Annotated in this window: 21 protein-coding genes; 11 read left to right on the top strand and 10 right to left on the bottom strand. The window is 48.1% G+C overall.

The window, feature by feature from the left end; all coding sequences use genetic code 11:
* Nucleotides 1-566, top strand: a 566-nt coding sequence (locus GY683_RS07635; RefSeq protein ID WP_297288164.1) for an NAD-binding protein, incomplete at its 5' end; no start/stop codon positions are given.
* Here GY683_RS07635 and GY683_RS07630 read toward each other — a convergent pair.
* Nucleotides 559-1,155, bottom strand: a complete 597-nt coding sequence (locus GY683_RS07630; protein ID WP_297288163.1) for a YqiA/YcfP family alpha/beta fold hydrolase — start codon at nucleotides 1,153-1,155, stop codon at nucleotides 559-561. The two genes, GY683_RS07635 and GY683_RS07630, sit on opposite strands and share 8 nt — an antisense overlap.
* A gap of 81 nt (nucleotides 1,156-1,236) precedes the next feature.
* Here GY683_RS07630 and GY683_RS07625 point away from each other — a divergent pair, with 81 nt between their 5' ends.
* The gene (locus GY683_RS07625) at nucleotides 1,237-1,497 is read left to right on the top strand and encodes a DUF1289 domain-containing protein (RefSeq protein WP_036366917.1); all 261 of its coding nucleotides are present in this window, start codon (nucleotides 1,237-1,239) and stop codon (nucleotides 1,495-1,497) included.
* Here GY683_RS07625 and GY683_RS07620 read toward each other — a convergent pair.
* Genes GY683_RS07620 through tyrS form a run of 6 tightly spaced genes read right to left on the bottom strand, consistent with a single transcriptional unit; the run spans nucleotide 1,494 to nucleotide 5,477 of the window.
* Complete coding sequence (locus tag GY683_RS07620) at nucleotides 1,494-1,892, bottom strand: FKBP-type peptidyl-prolyl cis-trans isomerase (protein ID WP_297288162.1); 399 nt, start codon at nucleotides 1,890-1,892, stop codon at nucleotides 1,494-1,496. The two genes, GY683_RS07625 and GY683_RS07620, sit on opposite strands and share 4 nt — an antisense overlap.
* Nucleotides 1,885-2,490, bottom strand: coding sequence for a GNAT family protein (locus GY683_RS07615; RefSeq protein WP_297288161.1), 606 nt, complete (start codon nucleotides 2,488-2,490; stop codon nucleotides 1,885-1,887). The genes GY683_RS07620 and GY683_RS07615 overlap by 8 nt, the downstream gene beginning before the upstream one ends.
* Complete coding sequence (locus GY683_RS07610) at nucleotides 2,487-2,711, bottom strand: DUF1653 domain-containing protein (protein ID WP_297288160.1); 225 nt, start codon at nucleotides 2,709-2,711, stop codon at nucleotides 2,487-2,489. The genes GY683_RS07615 and GY683_RS07610 overlap by 4 nt, the downstream gene beginning before the upstream one ends.
* On the bottom strand, nucleotides 2,704-3,342 hold the full coding sequence (locus GY683_RS07605) for a histidine phosphatase family protein (RefSeq protein WP_297288159.1): 639 nt from the start codon (nucleotides 3,340-3,342) through the stop codon (nucleotides 2,704-2,706). The genes GY683_RS07610 and GY683_RS07605 overlap by 8 nt, the downstream gene beginning before the upstream one ends.
* Nucleotides 3,343-3,344: 2 nt before the next feature.
* Nucleotides 3,345-4,208 carry a hypothetical protein gene (locus tag GY683_RS07600; protein WP_297288158.1) on the bottom strand — a complete coding sequence of 288 codons (864 nt, stop codon included), beginning with the start codon at nucleotides 4,206-4,208 and terminating at the stop codon, nucleotides 3,345-3,347.
* A 60-nt stretch (nucleotides 4,209-4,268) separates the two neighbouring features.
* A complete protein-coding gene (tyrS, locus tag GY683_RS07595) occupies nucleotides 4,269-5,477 on the bottom strand; it encodes a tyrosine--tRNA ligase (RefSeq protein WP_297288157.1) in 1,209 nt (402 codons plus the stop codon).
* Nucleotides 5,478-5,708: 231 nt separating this feature from the next.
* Between tyrS and gshA the strand changes: the two genes are divergently transcribed.
* Genes gshA through mpl form a run of 3 tightly spaced genes read left to right on the top strand, consistent with a single transcriptional unit; the run spans nucleotide 5,709 to nucleotide 9,193 of the window.
* Nucleotides 5,709-7,265, top strand: coding sequence for a glutamate--cysteine ligase (gshA, locus tag GY683_RS07590; RefSeq protein ID WP_297288156.1), 1,557 nt, complete (start codon nucleotides 5,709-5,711; stop codon nucleotides 7,263-7,265).
* A 21-nt stretch (nucleotides 7,266-7,286) separates the two neighbouring features.
* Complete coding sequence (locus tag GY683_RS07585) at nucleotides 7,287-7,787, top strand: disulfide bond formation protein B (protein WP_297288155.1); 501 nt, start codon at nucleotides 7,287-7,289, stop codon at nucleotides 7,785-7,787.
* A 26-nt stretch (nucleotides 7,788-7,813) separates the two neighbouring features.
* Nucleotides 7,814-9,193 carry a UDP-N-acetylmuramate:L-alanyl-gamma-D-glutamyl-meso-diaminopimelate ligase gene (gene mpl / locus GY683_RS07580; protein WP_297288154.1) on the top strand — a complete coding sequence of 460 codons (1,380 nt, stop codon included), beginning with the start codon at nucleotides 7,814-7,816 and terminating at the stop codon, nucleotides 9,191-9,193.
* 63 nt (nucleotides 9,194-9,256) lie between these two features.
* Here the strand turns inward: mpl and GY683_RS07575 are convergent, their stop codons facing one another.
* The 3 genes from GY683_RS07575 to argH form a co-directional block, all read right to left on the bottom strand.
* Nucleotides 9,257-9,730: a thioesterase family protein gene (locus tag GY683_RS07575; RefSeq protein ID WP_297288153.1), complete on the bottom strand. Its 474-nt coding sequence runs from the start codon at nucleotides 9,728-9,730 to the stop codon at nucleotides 9,257-9,259.
* A complete protein-coding gene (locus tag GY683_RS07570; protein ID WP_036363899.1) occupies nucleotides 9,730-10,023 on the bottom strand; it encodes an oxidative damage protection protein in 294 nt (97 codons plus the stop codon). The genes GY683_RS07575 and GY683_RS07570 overlap by 1 nt, the downstream gene beginning before the upstream one ends.
* 227 nt (nucleotides 10,024-10,250) lie before the next feature.
* Entirely contained in the window at nucleotides 10,251-11,618 is a 1,368-nt protein-coding gene (argH, locus tag GY683_RS07565) for an argininosuccinate lyase (protein WP_297288165.1), read from the bottom strand.
* Nucleotides 11,619-11,726: 108 nt separating this feature from the next.
* On the opposite strand from argH, the gene GY683_RS07560 reads away from it, so the two are divergent.
* The 6 genes from GY683_RS07560 to GY683_RS07535 form a co-directional block, all read left to right on the top strand.
* On the top strand, nucleotides 11,727-12,497 hold the full coding sequence (locus GY683_RS07560; protein WP_297288152.1) for a LytTR family DNA-binding domain-containing protein: 771 nt from the start codon (nucleotides 11,727-11,729) through the stop codon (nucleotides 12,495-12,497).
* Between the two features lie 80 nt (nucleotides 12,498-12,577).
* On the top strand, nucleotides 12,578-13,549 hold the full coding sequence (gene hemC, locus GY683_RS07555; protein ID WP_297288151.1) for a hydroxymethylbilane synthase: 972 nt from the start codon (nucleotides 12,578-12,580) through the stop codon (nucleotides 13,547-13,549).
* Nucleotides 13,542-14,339, top strand: a complete 798-nt coding sequence (locus GY683_RS07550; RefSeq protein WP_297288150.1) for a uroporphyrinogen-III synthase — start codon at nucleotides 13,542-13,544, stop codon at nucleotides 14,337-14,339. The genes hemC and GY683_RS07550 overlap by 8 nt, the downstream gene beginning before the upstream one ends.
* 116 nt (nucleotides 14,340-14,455) lie before the next feature.
* Nucleotides 14,456-14,977 carry a nucleotide exchange factor GrpE gene (gene grpE / locus GY683_RS07545; RefSeq protein ID WP_297288149.1) on the top strand — a complete coding sequence of 174 codons (522 nt, stop codon included), beginning with the start codon at nucleotides 14,456-14,458 and terminating at the stop codon, nucleotides 14,975-14,977.
* A gap of 277 nt (nucleotides 14,978-15,254) precedes the next feature.
* A complete protein-coding gene (gene dnaK / locus GY683_RS07540) occupies nucleotides 15,255-17,171 on the top strand; it encodes a molecular chaperone DnaK (RefSeq protein WP_297288148.1) in 1,917 nt (638 codons plus the stop codon).
* Nucleotides 17,172-17,294: 123 nt separating this feature from the next.
* Nucleotides 17,295-18,327, top strand: a 1,033-nt coding sequence (locus GY683_RS07535; protein ID WP_297288147.1) for an XRE family transcriptional regulator, incomplete at its 3' end; no start/stop codon positions are given.

Below are 18,327 nucleotides of genomic sequence, written 5' to 3'. Positions count from 1 at the left end.
TTGACAACCATGTGGAGATGATTGAAGGGCTCGCCAAATTTGGCATACAGACCTATTATGGCGACGCCACACGACCCGACATGCTAAAAAGTATCGGGCTAAAAAACGCCAAAATGCTCGTCATCTGCCTTGTCAATGAACAAGCGTCCACCGATATTATCCATTTTGTTCGCCGTCATTATCCGCATTTGACGATTTTAGCTCGGGCGTATGACGCTCGCCATACTTTTGATTTGCACCATGCTGGGGCGAATTATATCATCAGAGAGACAGCCGATTCTGCCATTCGTAGCGGTCGCATTGTGCTAGAACAGCTTGGTCTGCCCCGTGATAAAGCCCGTGAGCTGTCCAAGTTCTATGAAGCCCGTGAACGTCATCATCTGGGGCGTGCGTCCTATCTGTATGACCCTGCCGTGTCGGTCTATGATAATGATGAAATGATGAACCTTATCAAGGACTTACGAGAAGAAACGCACGAGATGATGAGTGCAATACGCCGTGGTGAGAGCGTGGACTGGCAAGAAGACCCAGAATGCTGGACGAGAACGAAGAAGGGGATTAGTTAAACGTCCTAACCCATTCAAGTACCAATCTCACCTGCTCATCATAATCACTCACTCTATGGTCGCCCCCGTCTTGGGCGACAATGTCCGCCCCACAACTTTCAAAAAATGCTTTTGTGGCGTGGGCGTCTAATAACTCATCACCCATTTTTAACAGGACTTTGATTTTGTGGGGATTTTTGGTGGTCAAACGGTGCTTTTCAAACCACGCCAAATCCCCATAGCAAATTTGCCAGCCGCCTGTCGTGGTGTAGATGACGGCATCATCTGCGAGCGTTTGTCCGTCAAAATTATCCGTTAAAAATCGGGTAAAGCTCAAATCAGGGCGTATGCTTGGATTTAACAGCACCGCAGGCGTGCCTGTCATGTCGGATAAAAGCGTGGCAAAATACCCGCCCAAAGACGAGCCAACCAGCACGGCATTCGGATTGTCTTGTAGCAATGCCAAAATTTTGGCAACCACGTCATCAGGCGGACAGTTTAAATCAGGGCGCAGCGTGTCTATCCCGAGCGCTTTGGCATGATTGGCGGTGATGACAGCTTTGTTGGCGTTAGGATCGGCATCTAGCCCGTGCAGGTAAATGATGGTCATGGGATTTCCTGTATTTGTACAGACAAAGTATTGATTAATCAACAAAAAATCGTTATAGTAATATTTTTGTCACGGTTTTTTATGTCGCAATTTGAATTGTTCGACATCGACAGCCCATGCATTGGTGTCTGCCAGATGAACAAGAAAGGCTACTGCATCGGCTGTCTGCGCAATCGCACAGAACGGCAGACGTGGCACACCCTTGGGGACGATGACAAGCACCGAATCCTAAACCGAATCATCAGACGACAACGCAAGCTCATGGATGCGCGCCGCCAAAGACAGCAAGCAGAGCTGGACTTTTTTGGCGTGCGAGAACAGCTTAGCCTAGACGGCTCTTAATCGCGCGTTTTCACATCGATAAGCTCAATCTCAAAGGTTAGATCCGAATTCGGTGGAATCTTCCCCACTGCACGCTCGCCATAGCCAAGGCGTGCAGGCACGAAAAGCTGTCTTTTGCCACCGACTTTCATTGTATCGAATGCTGGCAGCTCAAGCTCAGTACCCCACTTTTGAACGAGCTTTGTACCGATCTCACTGCCCAATACGCCCAGATCCCACCCCTTAATCACTCGCCCCGTACCGATGACGCACTCGAATGGCTGTCCTCGACTGTGCGATGAATCAAACACCGTGCCATCCGCCAGATAGCCCGTATAATGAGCGGTGATTAATGCGCCACGTTCAGCGGCTTTGCCCGTGCCTACAATGAGGTCTTGTGTCTTAAAATCAGTCATGTTGTCCTTGGTGCTGCTGCATCTTTTGTTGTAAGTTATGTTTAACGTTTGGCCATTCATCCGCTGTGATGCTGTACATCACCGTATCACAAATGATGCCGTCTTGGGTAGTGCGTTGATTGCGAATGATGCCGTCTTTTTTGACACCTAGTCGCTCAATTGCCGCCTGTGAACGTGCGTTTAAGCTGCTGGTTCTAAGCGCAACCGTCTGATAAGACAACACCTCAAAGGCATACCTCATCAGCAGAAACTTACAGGCAGTGTTCACGCGCGTGCGCCAATAACTCTTGGCATACCAAGTATAGCCAATCTCAAGGCGTAGGCAATGTGGCAAAATATCATGATAACTCGTACTGCCAATCGCGTGCCCTGTGGTCTCATCGATGACTGCAAAGGCAACTCTATCCGTCATCGCATGAGCCGTAGCGATGTATTCATGAACTTTATCAGGGCTTGGCGCGCTGGTATAAAGCAGCTCCCACAGATTGCCATCTTGGCACGCCTGCACCAAATCAGCCTCATGACGACAATCCAATAACTCTAGTCGTACGCCATCATGCGATAGCATCAGATCAGACGGTAATTGCAAAAGTTTCAAGAGGTTATCCCCTTAATCAGCTCAAATCGTGGCACATCTTGCCCATCGACATTCACCATCTCGTGAAACATATTGGCAGGTCGCACCCACACACCATAGTCACCATACAGCGCCCGATATACCACAAGACGCTCTTCGGTCTCGCTATGCTTTGCGGTGTGCAGGACTTGGTACAGATTGCCCTTATAGTGACGATAGATGCCCGTCTGAACCTTATTCATCACGCACCCGAACCTTCGCCACTGACTGCAAGCCTTGGGCATCTGTTAGCAGATAGACTTCGCAATTTTTTGGCCGAATGGCAAGCTCATACGCACGAAAAGCAGGCATGTCCATCATGCGCGTACCATCGCCATGAATGATCTGCCACATCAACATACCAATCCACATACCGTGGGTAAATACAACGTAGTTACCATCTGGCAGCTCATCGAACATCTGGCGTACCGTACGCACTCGCTCCACGAACCGCTCATAGGTATCTTCTGCTGTGCCATCCTGATAGGACGTATCACCCTGCTGCCAAAAATCTTCCGCCGTGGCAATCAAGTCCTCAAAGGACAAATCCTTAATGCGATCAAAGTCCAAATAATCAAACTCATGCAGCGCCTCGATCACCTTTGCCGTGCTGCCAAGCTGTGCCAAAAACGGCGCGGCAGTCTGTGCCGTACGTACATAGTGGGACGTGAACACACCATCGATCGGCTGCTGAATATTAACGCTTAGCCATTCGGAGAGCTCTTCGGCCTCCATTCTGCCGACATCGGTCAGATTGATCACGGGGTTTGGACGAATGGCAAGGCGGGCGTTGGACTCACTCTGAGCGTGGCGGATAAGGTAAATTTTTTTCATGATTATTGGTATTCTTTGGCGATTGGGTTAAATAGCAGCTCTTGGCTAAAGTCGACATAATTGATCTGCTCGCCACTCTCATCGATTGGCATGTCACCCACAAAATGCAAACGGATCGGATAATATGTCGCACCATTATTTACAACACTAGGTGTGCTCTCATAGCTATATGCCAAAGGGTTGTCCTCGCCATAGATGCCGCTGGTGTCAGTACCGCCATCCCCAACATAATAAGCGCCAATATAATTAGACTCTAGAAGGTGTAGTGCCAACCATACAGACTCACAAACCCCAGTACTACAATAACCCAGATTCATCAAAGAACCCATCAGTGATTTTCCCAGTGGCTGTATGGTGCCTGCAATATCTTCGCTGTTAAAGCTAGAGCGACCCCAGCTGCCTCCCATACCATCATACCCATCTGGCGTTCTACTGACCAACTCATAACCACCCAAAGGCGATTCCTTAAAAATATATAAATCCACAGACGCATCGCAGACATGACAAGCAACCAAATTGCCATCTTCATCGAATGACGGCTTTTCAATCGCGATTAGATAACGCTTTTGCCCATCTTGATTTTCATATTCAATGACAGGATGCATCAGTGCAACGACACTCTCGCCAATTTCGGAAGTTTCGTCTAGTACAACATTTGGAAATTGGCTTAACTCATCATCAGCAATGTACGCATTACCTAGCATTTTTCCTGCGTATAGCGCACGCATGATGCTCTTAAAGCTCAGATCTCGCACTTTGGTTTGCTGCATTTGGCTTGATGAGAAACTTTGAGCATGTGCATCATTCGCTGCCACACCCATTGTGGTCGCCATCGCCAGAGTCATCGCCAACAGTATTTTTTTCATGACCTAATTCTCTATTCAATAAAAACAACCAAGATGACAGAATCACCTTGGTTGGGTTCATTATGCAACGCTTACTCTGGCATACGCCTTTTTCCCTGCCTGTATCACCACCGTCTGTCCCACGCTTAGGGCAAAACTTGCGTCCACGACTTGTCCGTCCACTTTGACTGCCCCACGAGAGAGCATGTCTTTGGCTTGGGCGGAATTTTTGGCAAGGCTGGCTTGATTTAGCACTTGGGTGATAAAGAGTTTGTCCGCACCGTCAAGCGTGAGCGACACTTCGGGCAAATCAATGGGCAACTCCCCGTCCGCCAAGCGGTTGCCTGCCGAGCGGTGGGCGTTGTCGGCAGACTCTTTGTCATGAAAACGCTCAATCAACTCATGGGCTAGGATTTTCTTTAATTCTTGGGGATTGCGACCGTTTGCCATTTCATCAAGCAAAGCGTTCACTTCACTCATCGGTTTAAAGCTCAAAAGCTCAAAATAGCGAGCGATGAGCGTGTCGGGCATGGATAGGATTTTTTGATACATCACGCCAGCAGGTTCGTCAATGCCAATGTAGTTGCCAAGCGATTTGGACATTTTTTGTACACCGTCTAAGCCTTCCAAAAGAGGCATGGTCAGGCACACCTGTGGCTCTTTGCCGTAACGACCTTGCAGGGTACGTCCCATAAGCACGTTAAAGGTCTGGTCAGTTCCGCCAATCTCCACATCAGCTTCCATGGCAATGCTGTCATAGCCTTGCACGAGTGGGTACAAAAATTCATGAATGGCGATTGGGGTTTGGCTGTTGTAGCGTTTTGAAAAGTCATCACGCTCTAACATACGAGACACAGTCAGCTGGCTGGCTAGGGCAATCATATCCCCTGCACTCATCTTGCCAAACCAGTCGGAGTTGAACATAATGGTCGTTTTGTCTTTGTCTAGGATTTTAAAGACTTGCTTGGCGTAGGTTTCGGCATTTGCCTTGACCTGCTCTTCTGATAGCGGTGGGCGAGTGGCGTTTTTGCCAGACGGGTCGCCAATGCGAGCGGTGTAGTCGCCAATCAAAAACAACACTTCATGCCCCAATTCTTGAAAAGCACGCAGTTTATTCAGCACCACCGTATGCCCAAAATGCAAATCAGGGGCGGTAGGATCCATGCCAAGTTTGATACGCAAGGGGCGACCTTTGGCGAGTTTTTTTAACAAATCTTCTTCGGAATAAATCTCAACCACGCCACGTTTTAGTAGTTCAAGTTGTTCGGCAGGGGGCAGGAAATTTGACATGGGACACCTTAAAAAATTCAAAATACACAAAATTAGTCTAGTATAGCAGAATTTTTGGGATGAAAAAACGCCAAGCATCGGATTTTCTTTGCCATTATTCGCCCTTAGGCTTATAATAGACAAAACACCGCCAGACACGTTATGGCATGGTTAGTTATGCAAAATTAGCACATTCAAATACATCGATACGCCTTACAATAAGCAAAAATTAGGCAAGTACGGGACTTAATTATGAAAACACAGCAATTTCGCCTGCCCGAATGGTTCAGCTCTGATCTGGTCGCAGGCATGAAGCGCGGCATCGAAAAAGAAGGCTTGCGCATGCGCCCTGATGGCTATGCCGCCAGGACGCCGCACCCCGCCGATCTAGGCTCAAAGCTAACCCATCCCTACATCACGACCGACTATTCTGAGAATTTACTTGAGCTCATCACCAAGCCTTTTTCATCAATCAAAGAAGCCTTGGACATGCTAAGAGAGCTGCATGTGCTCGTGCACCGCTCATTGGGCGATGAGCTGATGTGGCCGCTGTCCATGCCGTGCATGACCGCAGACAATGATGAAGACATTCCACTGGCCGACTATGGCACATCCAACATCGGCAAGCTAAAAACCCTGTACCGCTCTGGGCTTGGGGTTCGTTATGGTCGCAAAATGCAGACCATCGCAGGGCTGCACTACAACTTATCCATCGGCGATGACTTGTTTGACAGATGGTTTAAGCATTCAGGCGATCAGGATTTCACCTCCTTCAAAAATGACAAATATCTTGCTCTGATTCGTAACTTCAAGCGCCTAACTCCACTTGTGCTGTATCTACTGGGAGCAAGCCCTGCGGTGTGTGCGTCGTTCATCAAGGGACGCGAGCATCACCTTGTGCCGCTGTCAGATGGCAGCTGCACCTACTATCAGCCACACGGGACAAGCCTTCGCATGGGCAAGCTTGGCTACACCAACAGCGTCCAAGAAGACTTAAACATCGAATACAACGACCTAAACGAGTACATCAAAGGGCTACGCGCGGCGATCGGTACGCCATTTAAAGACTTTAGCGACATCGGTGTTGATGACAAGGACGGCAATCCCATCCAGATTAACGACCACATCCTTCAAATCGAGAACGAATTCTACAGCCCGATTCGCCCAAAACAAATCACCAAATCAGGCGAAACACCAACCGCCGCCTTGGCTGATCGCGGCATCGCTTATGTTGAATTCCGTGCCATCGACTTAGACCCTTATAGCGACATTGGCATTCGCGTACAGACGGCGTGCTTCCTAGAAGTGCTGGCGGTGTACTGCCTACTGCTTGACTCGCCTGCCCTATATAAAGATGAAGAAAAACGCCTACAAGCCAACATCGACACCGTGGTCAATCATGGGCGCAATACAGATCTGGTCATCAACACCGAGATCGGCGACATGTATCTGCATGACTGGATCGTCAAGCACCTAACCAACATGCAGATCATCGCTGATGCCTTTGATGACCATCATGGTGGCAATGCCTATCGCGAAGCCTTGGCGATGATGCAAGGCAAGGCGACCAACCCAGAGTTTACGCTCTCCGCCCAAATCGAGACTGACAGTCGCAGACTTGGTAGCACGTGGGCATTGGGCAAACTGCTCGCCAAGAAACACCAAAACGACCTGCTCAATCACGCGCTAAGCCAAGAGAACGAAGCGCATTTTGCCAAAGTCGCCAAAGACTCCATCCAAGAGCAGGCCTACATTGAGCAGGCGGATACGCTGTCATTCTATGACTATATCCAAAGCTATCGCCAGTAATTCATCATTTTTGAGAGTTTTATGACTTATCGTCAAATCAACGCCTTCTTGGTATTCATCTGTGTGGTAGGCAGTCTATTTGCCGTCGGCTACCTTCAAAACACCCTTGGGCTTGACCCGTGTCCTTTGTGTATTTTTCAGCGGATTGGGCTGTGGGCAATGGGCTTATTTGCATTCTTGGGGCTGATTTTTAACCCCAAAGGCAAAGGTTTTCGCCTGACATTATGGCTAGGTTCGCTATTAGGTACGCTATGGGGTGCAGGCGTCGCTGCTCGTCATGTGTGGCTGCAGCATCTGCCTGCCGATGAAGTGCCTGCCTGCGGACCGGGACTGAACTACTGGGTGGAGACGCTGCCTATAATGCAGGTCTTTGAGCAGGTGTTAAAAGGCTCAGGCGAATGCGCACTCATTGATTGGACATTCCTAGGTCTATCCATTCCCATGCAGACGCTGATTCTGTTTGTTGTTATTTTGGTGATTTTATTGGTGCAGCTCACCAAGATTCTTAAACATCGCCCTTGATCGATTTATTATAAAAAGGTTATTTCATGCACGTTCATATTTTAGGTATTTGTGGTACTTTCATGGGCTCGCTCGCCCTATTGGCACGCGATCTGGGTCACACTGTGACAGGTTCGGACACCGCCATCTATCCGCCGATGAGCACCCAACTACATAACGCCGGCGTTGAGATTTTAGAAGGTTATAAGGCTGAACACCTACAACCTGCGCCAGATCTTGTCATCGTGGGCAATGCCTGCAAGCGCGGCATGGATGCGGTTGAATACATGCTAAACGTACGCCTGCCCTACACGTCAGGACCACAGTTCTTAGCCGAGCATGTCCTACAGCATCGTCACGTCTTGGCGGTGGCAGGCACACACGGCAAAACCACGACCACAACCATGCTGTCATGGATTCTGCAATATGCTGGCATTGATACGGGATTTTTGATTGGTGGTGTACCACAAGTTAGCAGTGATGATGCGCGCCTGCAAGATGCCTTTAAGCACAGCTCGCACCTGGGTAAAGATTATTTTGTCATCGAAGCGGACGAATATGATTCGGCATTTTTTGACAAGCGTTCTAAGTTTGTGCATTATCGCCCGACGACCGCCATCTTAAATAACCTAGAATACGATCACGCTGACATCTTCCCAGATCTAAAGGCAATCCAAACCCAATTCCACCACATGATTCGCATGATTCCTGCCAAGGGTCAGATCATCATGCCTGCCAACACCCAAAGCCTAGAAGATACTTTAAAGATGGGTGCATGGACGCCTGTAGTACGCACGTCTCTAGGCGATGATGGCGATCATAAGGCACAGCTATTAAAAGAAGACGGCTCATCATTCAATGTGGCCATCGCAGGCGATAACGCCCAAGTAAATTGGGGCATGAGCGGCCTGCATAATGTCAATAATGCACTGGTTGCCATCAGTGCCGCTCATCATGTGGGCGTAAGCGTTGCGACCGCGTGTGAAGCGTTGTCGAACTTTGGCGGCATCAAAAGACGCATGGAGCTGATCGGCGATGTTGGTGATATTCTGGTCTTTGATGACTTTGCACACCACCCCACTGCCATCACCACCACACTAGACGGCGCCAAAAAAATGCTGCAAGGTCGTAGAATTTGGGCGGTCATCGAGCCACGCTCCAACACCATGAAGCTAGGCAGTCACCGTGAACACCTTGCGCCATCGGCGTCGATCGCTGACTTTGCGCTGTGGTATGAGCCTGCCAATTTGGCATGGGGCTTGGCTGATGCCATTGGCAGCGCGCCAAACCAACAAGTATTAACCAGCACAGATGACATCATCGCCCACCTAAAAGCAAACGCCAAAGCAGGCGATGCCATCATCATCATGTCAAATGGTGGCTTTGAGAGCATTCACACCCGTCTATTGGACGCATTGTCTGAGTGATGTCATAGGACATAAAAAAACCTCGATGAATTTCGAGGTTTTTTTATTTTGTATTATATAGATTTACAACTCACGACCTTCAAACTTAGCAAAGGCTGCTCGCTCACTGTCCGTCCACGCTTGCTTTACGCCATGTTCATCAGCGCGCACCATCACCGCCTCGGCTGTCGCCACGATGGTGTCTTGAGCGGTGCTATAATAAGCATGCTCGAACACCACGCTTGTCGTACCCAAGTTCTCAATACGCACACCGACGAGCAATGTATCTGGATAAGTGACGGGGCATTTGTACTGACAGCTGTTCGCCGCCAAGATGGTCGAGATATCCGTACGCGTCTTGACCAGCCCAGACGCACGCAAATAGCTGATGCGCGCCGACTCGGCATAGCGGTAGAATACCACATTATTTAGGTGGTGAAAGCCATCCATCTCGCCCCACGCCACAGGCTGAACATGGACGCTAGGATACTCTGCCAATACATCAGGGCGATCATCACCCACCAATATCGGCTCATACACGCCAGTCACACCAAGCATTACGCATCCGCCTTCGGCTTATAGCCCGCTGGGCGTTCGTAGTCGCCATTGTCTAGGAATAGTTCGCGCTGTTCGGCGATGAATTTTTTGGCTTCTTTATCCACCATGCTCAGGTGTTTTTCGTTGATGAGCATGGTTTGTAGCTCTAGCCACTCGCCCCATGCCTTAGCAGAGACGGTGTCTTGAATCTCTTGCCCTTTGGCATTAGGAAAAGGAGGGTTGGGTAGTTTGGGTAATTCTTGTTTGTATTTACGGCACATCACAAGATTGGCTTTAGGGTTAAAGATTTCCATGGTGCTTCCAAATGATAAAAAGGTATTATAACAAATGTGGGGGCAGATTTGGGGTTGTCAATAATGAGTTTTTAGTTTATAAAAATTTAGATGCAATGACAAGACCCATCCTAATTAACAGTTTATTAACTTAGTGTCTAGATCCAATCACCACATATGCCTACGTCAATAATCTACCAAACAAAAACCCAATGTCTGCACATTGGGTTTTATCAATCACGCTTTAATTAACCTTTAATTTTCCCACGCCCCTGCTCAATCGCTTTTATCACCTGCTCTGGGGCAGTACCCCCGATATGATTACGAGCGTTTAGCGAGCCTTCTAAGGTTAAACACTCAAACACATCATCGCCGATGAGCGGACTAAACCCCTTTAATTCATCAAGGCTTAGCTCGCTCAAATCCACGCCTTTTGCTACGCCTAACGCCACCGCACTCCCGACCACTTCATGAGCATCACGAAACGGCAAGCCCTTTTTGACGAGATAATCCGCCAAATCAGTCGCTGTGGCATAGCCTTTCATCGTGGCGGTACGCATATTTTCTGCATTTGGCGTGATGTTTGGGAGCATATCGGCAAAAGCGATGAGTGAGCCTGTCAGCGTGTCCACACAGTCAAAGAGTGGCTCTTTGTCTTCTTGGTTGTCCTTATTGTACGCTAGGGGCTGATTTTTCATGAGCGTAAGCAGGGTTGTGAGCTGTCCGAACACACGAGCGGTCTTGCCACGCACAAGCTCTGGCACGTCAGGATTTTTCTTTTGGGGCATGATAGATGAACCCGTGCAAAAGCGGTCAGGAATATGAATAAAGCCAAACTGTGCCGACATCCACAAAATCAACTCTTCGCTCATGCGAGATAGGTGCATCATCAAAATGCTGGCGTTGGCGGTAAATTCAATGGCAAAATCACGGTCAGACACCGCATCTAGCGAGTTTTCACAAATGCCGTCAAAGCCAAGCAGACGAGCGGTGATTGTGCGGTCAATGGGATAAGTTGTCCCTGCCAAGGCTGCCGAGCCTAGTGGCATTTGGTTAATGCGAGTGCGAGTTTGGGCAAAACGCTCGCTGTCACGGCAGAGCATCTCAAACCACGCCATGACATGATGAGCAAAGCTCACAGGCTGGGCGGTCTGCAAATGCGTAAAACCCGGCATGATGGTCGTGGTGTGTTTGCTTGCCAAATCAAGCAGACCATTTTGTAATTTGCCAATTAAAGCGATGATTTTGTCGGTCTCGTCTCTTAGATACAGACGAATGTCGGTCGCCACTTGGTCATTACGGCTACGCCCTGTGTGCAGTTTTTTGCCGACATCGCCAATCAGAGCGGTCAGACGACTCTCCACATTCATATGAACGTCTTCTAGCTCCACACGCCATTCAAATTCGCCACGCTCAATCTCGCCTTTGATTTGGGTCAGTCCATCCACGATTTGACGGCTCTCATCGGCGGTGATGATACCGCACTGCCCGAGCATGGTGGCGTGGGCGATAGAGCCTTGTATGTCTTGATTTGCCATGCGTTTGTCAAAATTAACCGAGGCGGTAAATTCGGCGACAAAACGGTCGGTGGCTTCGGTAAAGCGTCCGCCCCACATTTGGGCGGTGGCTTGATCATTGTGTGTATTATTGGTCATCATAGCACCTATATTCAGTCTAAAATCTCATGAATTATAACACAGCCCACCCCCAAAACCGCGCCAAAGATGGGAAAATTATCACAAAAATGCTATGATGCTTGTAAATTATTCGCAAGTTTTGCCATGCAGATTTTATTATTTAGCAATCATCGCGCGCTGATAGACCATGTTCGGCAATCCCTGGCGGATGGCGATGGCTCACACACGCTCATTCATACTGACACACTTGCAGATACGATCACATCATGCAGACTGAACCAGCCTGTCATCATCATTCTTGACGTCTCCACAGCACCCACCACACTCTTTGCCAATAAATTCATCGAGCACTATCATAGAAAGCTGCGCCCTGCCATTGTGCTGTTAAGTCAAGATGGCAGCATGCCCATGGATCTCTTATCGCTTGGCGTGCAGGGCGTTCACGCGTATAGGGAGCACGAACTTCCCTGCATGGCAGACATCATCGAGCGCTGCATACAGCCCACTCTAGCGCAGCGCCAATCGCACGAGTACATCATGGTGCGCAACCATCGCGGCGATGAGCGGATTTTTATTGATGATATTTTTTATTGCCAAGCCGAGCAAAAATACACCAAGATTCGCCATCGCTACGGCGTCACATTCACCGACGACACCCTAAAATCCCTAGAGTCTCTATACCCCACCAAGCTGATACGTATTCATCGTAACACCTTAGTAGGCGTCTCACACATCCGCGCCATCACGAACGATGATGGTCATCAGCTGTATTTATACGGCATCGACGAACCACTTGATATCTCAAGGCGCTGCCTACCAGCCCTGCGTGATAAGCTAAAAACAGCCAAGGCGACCTAAAATAGGTCAGCATTTGCCCAAAGCTGATTAATGTGATTAAATATAGCCAACCAAATAACCCCACGGAAAAATGAAAAATCATGACAACCGCACTTAACATCCCTGCCACCCTAACCATCGCCACACGCCAAAGCCCACTTGCGCTATGGCAGGCGAATTTTGTCAAAGACACCCTTGAGAAGCTTTACCCTACGATGAAAGTGGAGCTGCTTGAGATGGTTACCAAGGGCGATAAAATCCTAGACACCCCGCTTGCCAAGATTGGCGGTAAAGGTCTATTCGTCAAAGAACTCGAAAACGCCCTATACGAAAAACGCGCCGACATTGCTGTGCACTCCCTAAAAGACGTACCGATGGTTCTGCCAGAAGGGCTGACATTAGGTGCCTATCTAGAACGTCACGCGCCAACAGATGCCTTCGTATCGAACCGCTATGCCAGCCTCGACGAGCTACCTGACGGCGCAGTTCTAGGCACATCAAGCCTGCGCCGCGAATGCCAAATCGCTCACGCCAAGGGCAGCCTAACCATCAAATCCCTGCGCGGCAATGTCGGCACCCGCCTATCGAAGCTCGATGCTGGCGAATACGACGCCATCATTTTGGCGACCAGCGGACTAGAACGCCTAGGCTTGGGCGAGCGCATCCGTCATGAGCTCGATGATGAGCTTAGCCTGCCCGCCGTGGGTCAAGGGGCATTGGCGATCGAATGCCGAGCGGATGACGAGACGATTTTGCAATTATTGGCGCCGCTAAACCACCTCCCCACACGCCTGTGTGTGATCGCAGAACGCGCGATGAACAAGACGCTAGAAGGCGGGTGCCAAGTACCGATCGCAGGCTTTGCCACCATCGATGGCAACACGCTCAGCCTTCGCGGCCGAGTGGGTAGCATCGATGGTAAGACACTACTAAAATCTCAAAACGCCATCACCCTAACGCACGGCGCGGATGATGAACAAAATGCCGAGAACCTAGGCAAGCAAATCGCCCAAGACCTACTATCTCAAGGTGCCGATCAGATTCTAAAAGAAGTCTATCAAAACAATGGCTGACACTCTGTTCATCAACACCCGCCCCACGCACCGAAGTGATGCGCTCAATCGCTTGGACGTGCGTGTGGCAAATCTGCCCTTGCTTGCCATCAATGATTTATCACTGACAGCAGGTGAGCAAGCGATGATGGGCAGATTTTGTCATACCAACCCATATAAAGTCCTAATCGTCACCAGCGCAGAGTCTGCCAAGCGCGCCATTCGTTATCTGCAAAATCAAGGCTATAATACCGCTAAAGACCTGACAATATTATCAGAATGCATTGTCATCGCCGTGGGAAGTGCGACCGCCAAAGCTCTAATAGACTTTGGCTTTACAGTGATTCTGCCTGCCACCGCCAATAACGAAGGCATGCTGGCACTTGATGTCATCCAGCGCCTCACATCAGGCGATCAGGTCATGATCTGGCGCGGCGTGGGTGGGCGCAGGCTGCTACATGACGATCTAATCGGCCGCGGCGTGCAGATAGATGCCATCGAATGGTACGAACGCACCGCCCCACATGATCTGATCAACAACCATCATACTATCGCACCACTCATCGATGATGCGATGGCGAGACGCACGCCCGTATTTATGCTCATCGCCAGCCAGATGGCATTTGAGCATTGGCAAAGTCTCAACAATCCATACGCTCCACACCTGCACTATCTCACCCTAGGCGAGCGCTTGTTTGATATCGTCAAGACCGAACACCCCGCCGCACAGGTGCATCTAATTGATAATCTCGACGCCGACCATGTCGGCACTATCATCACACGCCTATCTCAAGACCTCAAAGGCCGCTAAACTGCTATATTTTCACCAATTTTTGGCAAATTTATCCCACGCCCCTTGAAAAACACCCAAAAGCCTTTATCAAGATAAGGATTTTATTGTTATATCTTTTCACAGGCAGGACAACCATGACCGAACAAACTCAAGACATCACTAACGAAGAGACCACAACCACCGAGCAGACCTCAGGCGAAACTTGCGAATTGACCGCCAAAATTGCCGAATTAGAAGCCCAAGTCAAAGAAGCCAAAGACGCGGCAGCCCGTGCCAATGCCGAGAGCTACAACGCCCAACGCCGTATGGAGCAAGAAACCGATAAAGCCAAAAAATTCGCCCTACAAAAGTTCGCCAAAGAGCTATTGGACGTGGTGGATAACTTGGAGCGTGGTTTACAAGCCAGCGAGCAAGCAGGGGCAGACGAGAGCGTTCTAGAAGGCTTGCGCTTGACCCACAAATCTTTGCTTAGCGTCCTAGAGCGCAATGGCGTGGTTGCCGTGGGCGAAGTGGGTGAGAGTTTCAATCCTGATTTGCACGAAGCGGTTGGCATTTTCCCTGATGCCGACAAAGACACCATTGGACAAGTACTGCAAAAAGGCTACACGCTAAATGAACGCTCCATTCGTCCTGCGATGGTATTGGTGGGAGCTTAATCCCGTCCTTGAACGTTTGATTTATGCTTAAAACTTGGGTGAATTACAACTTACTCAAGTTGGATAAGCATAAAAACACATGGGCGAAATTTTTATGATAGCCTATGGATTTTGTTCTAAATTTCAATGGCTTAAAACAAAATTTTTATAAAAAATTTTTAAAAATTTGTCAAATTTTCTCTTGAAAATACAAATTTGACACAAATATAACAGGCAAGTTTGACAAAACTGTTTTGCAAATTTGTCAAAAATTAACTGAATAAATCGGAGAAAAATTATGGGTAAAGTTATCGGTATTGACTTAGGTACAACCAACTCTTGTGTGGCAGTCCTAGAAAATGGCAACGTCAAAGTAATTGAAAACAGCGAAGGTGCCAGAACCACGCCTTCTATCGTGGCATTCAAAGACGGTGAGACCCTAGTCGGTCAATCTGCCAAACGCCAAGCAGTTACCAACCCACAAAACACCCTATTTGCCGTAAAACGTCTTATCGGTCGCCGTTATGACGAAGAAGCGGTTCAAAAAGACATCGGTCTTGTGCCTTACAAAATCGTCAAAGCCGACAATGGCGATGCGTGGGTAGAAGTGAACGGTAAAAAACAAGCACCGCCACAAATCTCTGCCGAAGTTTTGAAAAAAATGAAAAAAACCGCCGAAGATTATTTGGGCGAGAGTGTTACCGAAGCGGTCGTTACCGTCCCTGCTTACTTTAACGATGCTCAGCGTCAAGCCACAAAAGACGCAGGACGTATCGCAGGGCTTGATGTTAAGCGTATCATCAACGAGCCAACCGCTGCCGCCCTTGCCTTTGGTCTTGACAAAAAAGAAGGCGACCGCACCATTGCTGTGTATGACTTGGGTGGTGGTACGTTTGACGTGTCTATCATTGAGATTGCGGACGTGGACGGCGAACAGCAGTTTGAAGTGCTATCTACCAACGGCGATACGTTCCTAGGCGGTGAAGACTTTGATATTGCTTTGATTGACTACCTTGTGGACGAGTTCAAAAAAGAGCAAAACGTCAATCTAAAAGGCGACCCACTAGCCATGCAACGCCTAAAAGAAGCTGCCGAAAAAGCCAAAATTGAACTGTCAAGCTCAACCTCTACCGAAGTGAACTTGCCGTACATCACCGCAGACGCCACAGGCCCTAAGCACTTGGTGGTAACAATCAGCCGTGCCAAACTAGAAGCCTTGACCGAAGAGCTGGTGGCTCGTACGATTGCTCCATGTAAAATCGCCCTAGAAGATGCTGGTCTATCGGCTAGCGACATTGATGACGTGATCTTGGTCGGCGGTCAAAGCCGTATGCCACTGGTTCAGCAAAAAGTGCAAGAATTTTTTGGTAAAGAGCCACGCAAAGACGTGAACCCTGATGAAGCGGTGGCAATCGGTGCTGCTATCCAAGGTGCGGTACTCTCTGGCGACAAAAAAGACGTGTTGCTACTTGACGTAACTCCGCTAACCTTAGGCATTGAGACCATGGGTGGCGTGATGACGGCAATCATTGAGAAAAACACGATGATTCCTACCAAAAAATCACAAGTATTCTCAACCGCCGCCGACAACCAACCAGCCGTAAGCATTCAGGTGTATCAAGGCGAGCGTAAGATTGCTAACCAAAACAAACTTTTGGGCAACTTTGACCTAACCGACATTCCGCCTGCACCCCGTGGCGTGCCACAGATTGAAGTTACCTTTGACATCAACGCAGACGGTATCATGAACATCTCTGCTAAGGATAAGGGAACGGGCAAATCACAATCTATCCAAATCAAAGCCGACAGCGGTTTGACGGACGAAGAGATTGAACAAATGGTGCGTGATGCCGAAGCCAATGCCGAAGCGGATAAGAAGTTTGCTGAGCTTGCCAACGTGCGTAACGAAGCAGACGGTCGTATCGGTGCGGTGCAAAAAGCCCTAAAAGAAAATGGCGATAAAGCGACCGATGAAGAAAAACAAGCGGTAGAAACAGCCATCAGCGAGCTAGAACTTGCGACCAAAGAAGATGACGTGGACGCAATCAAAGCCAAGCTAGAAGCCCTTGATAACGCATTCTTACCAATTGGTACCAAGATTTATAGCCAAGAGCAAGCTGGTGCAGGTGCGGACGCAGGTCAAGCACAGCAAGCCAAACCTGCCGATGACGGCGTGGTAGATGCTGAGTTTACCGAAGTTAAAGATGATAAATAATCTTTGATTGGTAAATACTGAAAAAATAAAAGAACACCGCTCAATTTGATTGGGCGGTGTTTTTGGTTTATAATGATGATAATTTATTTAAATTTATAAACCATTTTATACTAGGAAAAAGTTATGATAGGCACTCGTCTGCACATGGCACGCAAAGCTCAAGACCTATCCATGCAAGCATTGGCAAGCAAAGTTGGGCTAAGTGCCAATATGATAAAAAAGTACGAACATAACCAAAGTATGCCGTCATCTGATGTGCTACTTCGCCTTGTTCATGCACTAGATGTGGATATGGCTTTTTTGTTTCGCCCTGTGCAAGTAGAATTAAAGCAGGTGGAGTATCGCAAAAAAGCCAACACCCCTGCACTATTGCTCAAAAAAATTACCATTGATGTTACCAACCAAGCTGAACGCTGGTTGCACCTAAAAGAGCTTTGGCTTAATTTCCCCATAACTACTTATCAGTTAGATTATGACTTTTCCAAGCCCATAACAACCATGGACGACATAGAGATAATCGCCAATGAACTTCGAGATTATTGGAAACTTGGTATCAATCCCATTCCTAACATGATTGATTTTTTGGAATCATTGGGCATTATTGTCATTATTAGTGATGTTGATAACCATAATAATAAATTTGACGGTTTGCAAGCGATGATTAATGACATTCCTATTATTGTTATCTCATCTCATTGGACAGGCGACCGACAACGTTTTACTTTGGCTCATGAATTAGGTCATTTGGTGCTAGATAAACGCTTACCCAAAGATATGGACATAGAAAAAGCTTGCAATCGCTTTGCAGGGGCATTTCTATTGCCCAAAGAAAGTTTAATTCAAGAATGGGGAGAAAAACGCACCAAAATTACCCCCAACGAATTGAGTTTTTTAAAACATGAATATGGTATTTCAATGTCAGCCATTTTGTATCGTGTGAAAGATTTGCATATTATTACAGATAGTTACCACAAAAACCAAAGTATTCGTTTTCGTCAAAAAGGCTGGCACAAACAAGAGCCTGATAAGCCCTATCCTGATGAAAAAACACATCTTTTTGAACAGCTTGTTTATCGAGCAATTGCCGAAGATATTATTAGTGAGTCAAAAGGGGCGGAATTATTAGGAATATCCGTTCATAAACTGGTGCAACATC

Source organism: Moraxella sp. (genome assembly GCF_024227015.1).
In the GTDB taxonomy this organism is placed as follows: Bacteria; Pseudomonadota; Gammaproteobacteria; order Pseudomonadales; family Moraxellaceae; genus Moraxella.
Note: the sequence above shows the minus strand (reverse complement) of the source record. Positions and strands in the feature narration are given on the sequence as shown.

Bases quoted from the DNA above. Each gene is read 5' to 3' on its own strand.
- GY683_RS07620 (WP_297288162.1), bottom strand. From the start codon at position 1,892: ATGACTGATTTTAAGACACAAGACCTCATTGTAGGCACGGGCAAAGCC.
- GY683_RS07600 (WP_297288158.1), bottom strand. From the start codon at position 4,208: ATGAAAAAAATACTGTTGGCGATGACTCTGGCGATGGCGACCACAATG.
- GY683_RS07570 (WP_036363899.1), bottom strand. From the start codon at position 10,023: ATGGAAATCTTTAACCCTAAAGCCAATCTTGTGATGTGCCGTAAATAC.
- grpE (WP_297288149.1), top strand. From the start codon at position 14,456: ATGACCGAACAAACTCAAGACATCACTAACGAAGAGACCACAACCACC.
- GY683_RS07630 (WP_297288163.1), bottom strand. From the start codon at position 1,155: ATGACCATCATTTACCTGCACGGGCTAGATGCCGATCCTAACGCCAAC.
- GY683_RS07625 (WP_036366917.1), top strand. From the start codon at position 1,237: ATGTCGCAATTTGAATTGTTCGACATCGACAGCCCATGCATTGGTGTC.
- GY683_RS07560 (WP_297288152.1), top strand. From the start codon at position 11,727: ATGGGAAAATTATCACAAAAATGCTATGATGCTTGTAAATTATTCGCA.
- GY683_RS07610 (WP_297288160.1), bottom strand. From the start codon at position 2,711: ATGAATAAGGTTCAGACGGGCATCTATCGTCACTATAAGGGCAATCTG.
- GY683_RS07575 (WP_297288153.1), bottom strand. From the start codon at position 9,730: ATGCTTGGTGTGACTGGCGTGTATGAGCCGATATTGGTGGGTGATGAT.
- GY683_RS07550 (WP_297288150.1), top strand. From the start codon at position 13,542: ATGGCTGACACTCTGTTCATCAACACCCGCCCCACGCACCGAAGTGAT.
- GY683_RS07605 (WP_297288159.1), bottom strand. From the start codon at position 3,342: ATGAAAAAAATTTACCTTATCCGCCACGCTCAGAGTGAGTCCAACGCC.
- mpl (WP_297288154.1), top strand. From the start codon at position 7,814: ATGCACGTTCATATTTTAGGTATTTGTGGTACTTTCATGGGCTCGCTC.
- hemC (WP_297288151.1), top strand. From the start codon at position 12,578: ATGACAACCGCACTTAACATCCCTGCCACCCTAACCATCGCCACACGC.
- gshA (WP_297288156.1), top strand. From the start codon at position 5,709: ATGAAAACACAGCAATTTCGCCTGCCCGAATGGTTCAGCTCTGATCTG.
- GY683_RS07585 (WP_297288155.1), top strand. From the start codon at position 7,287: ATGACTTATCGTCAAATCAACGCCTTCTTGGTATTCATCTGTGTGGTA.
- argH (WP_297288165.1), bottom strand. From the start codon at position 11,618: ATGTGGGGCGGACGCTTTACCGAAGCCACCGACCGTTTTGTCGCCGAA.
- tyrS (WP_297288157.1), bottom strand. From the start codon at position 5,477: ATGTCAAATTTCCTGCCCCCTGCCGAACAACTTGAACTACTAAAACGT.
- dnaK (WP_297288148.1), top strand. From the start codon at position 15,255: ATGGGTAAAGTTATCGGTATTGACTTAGGTACAACCAACTCTTGTGTG.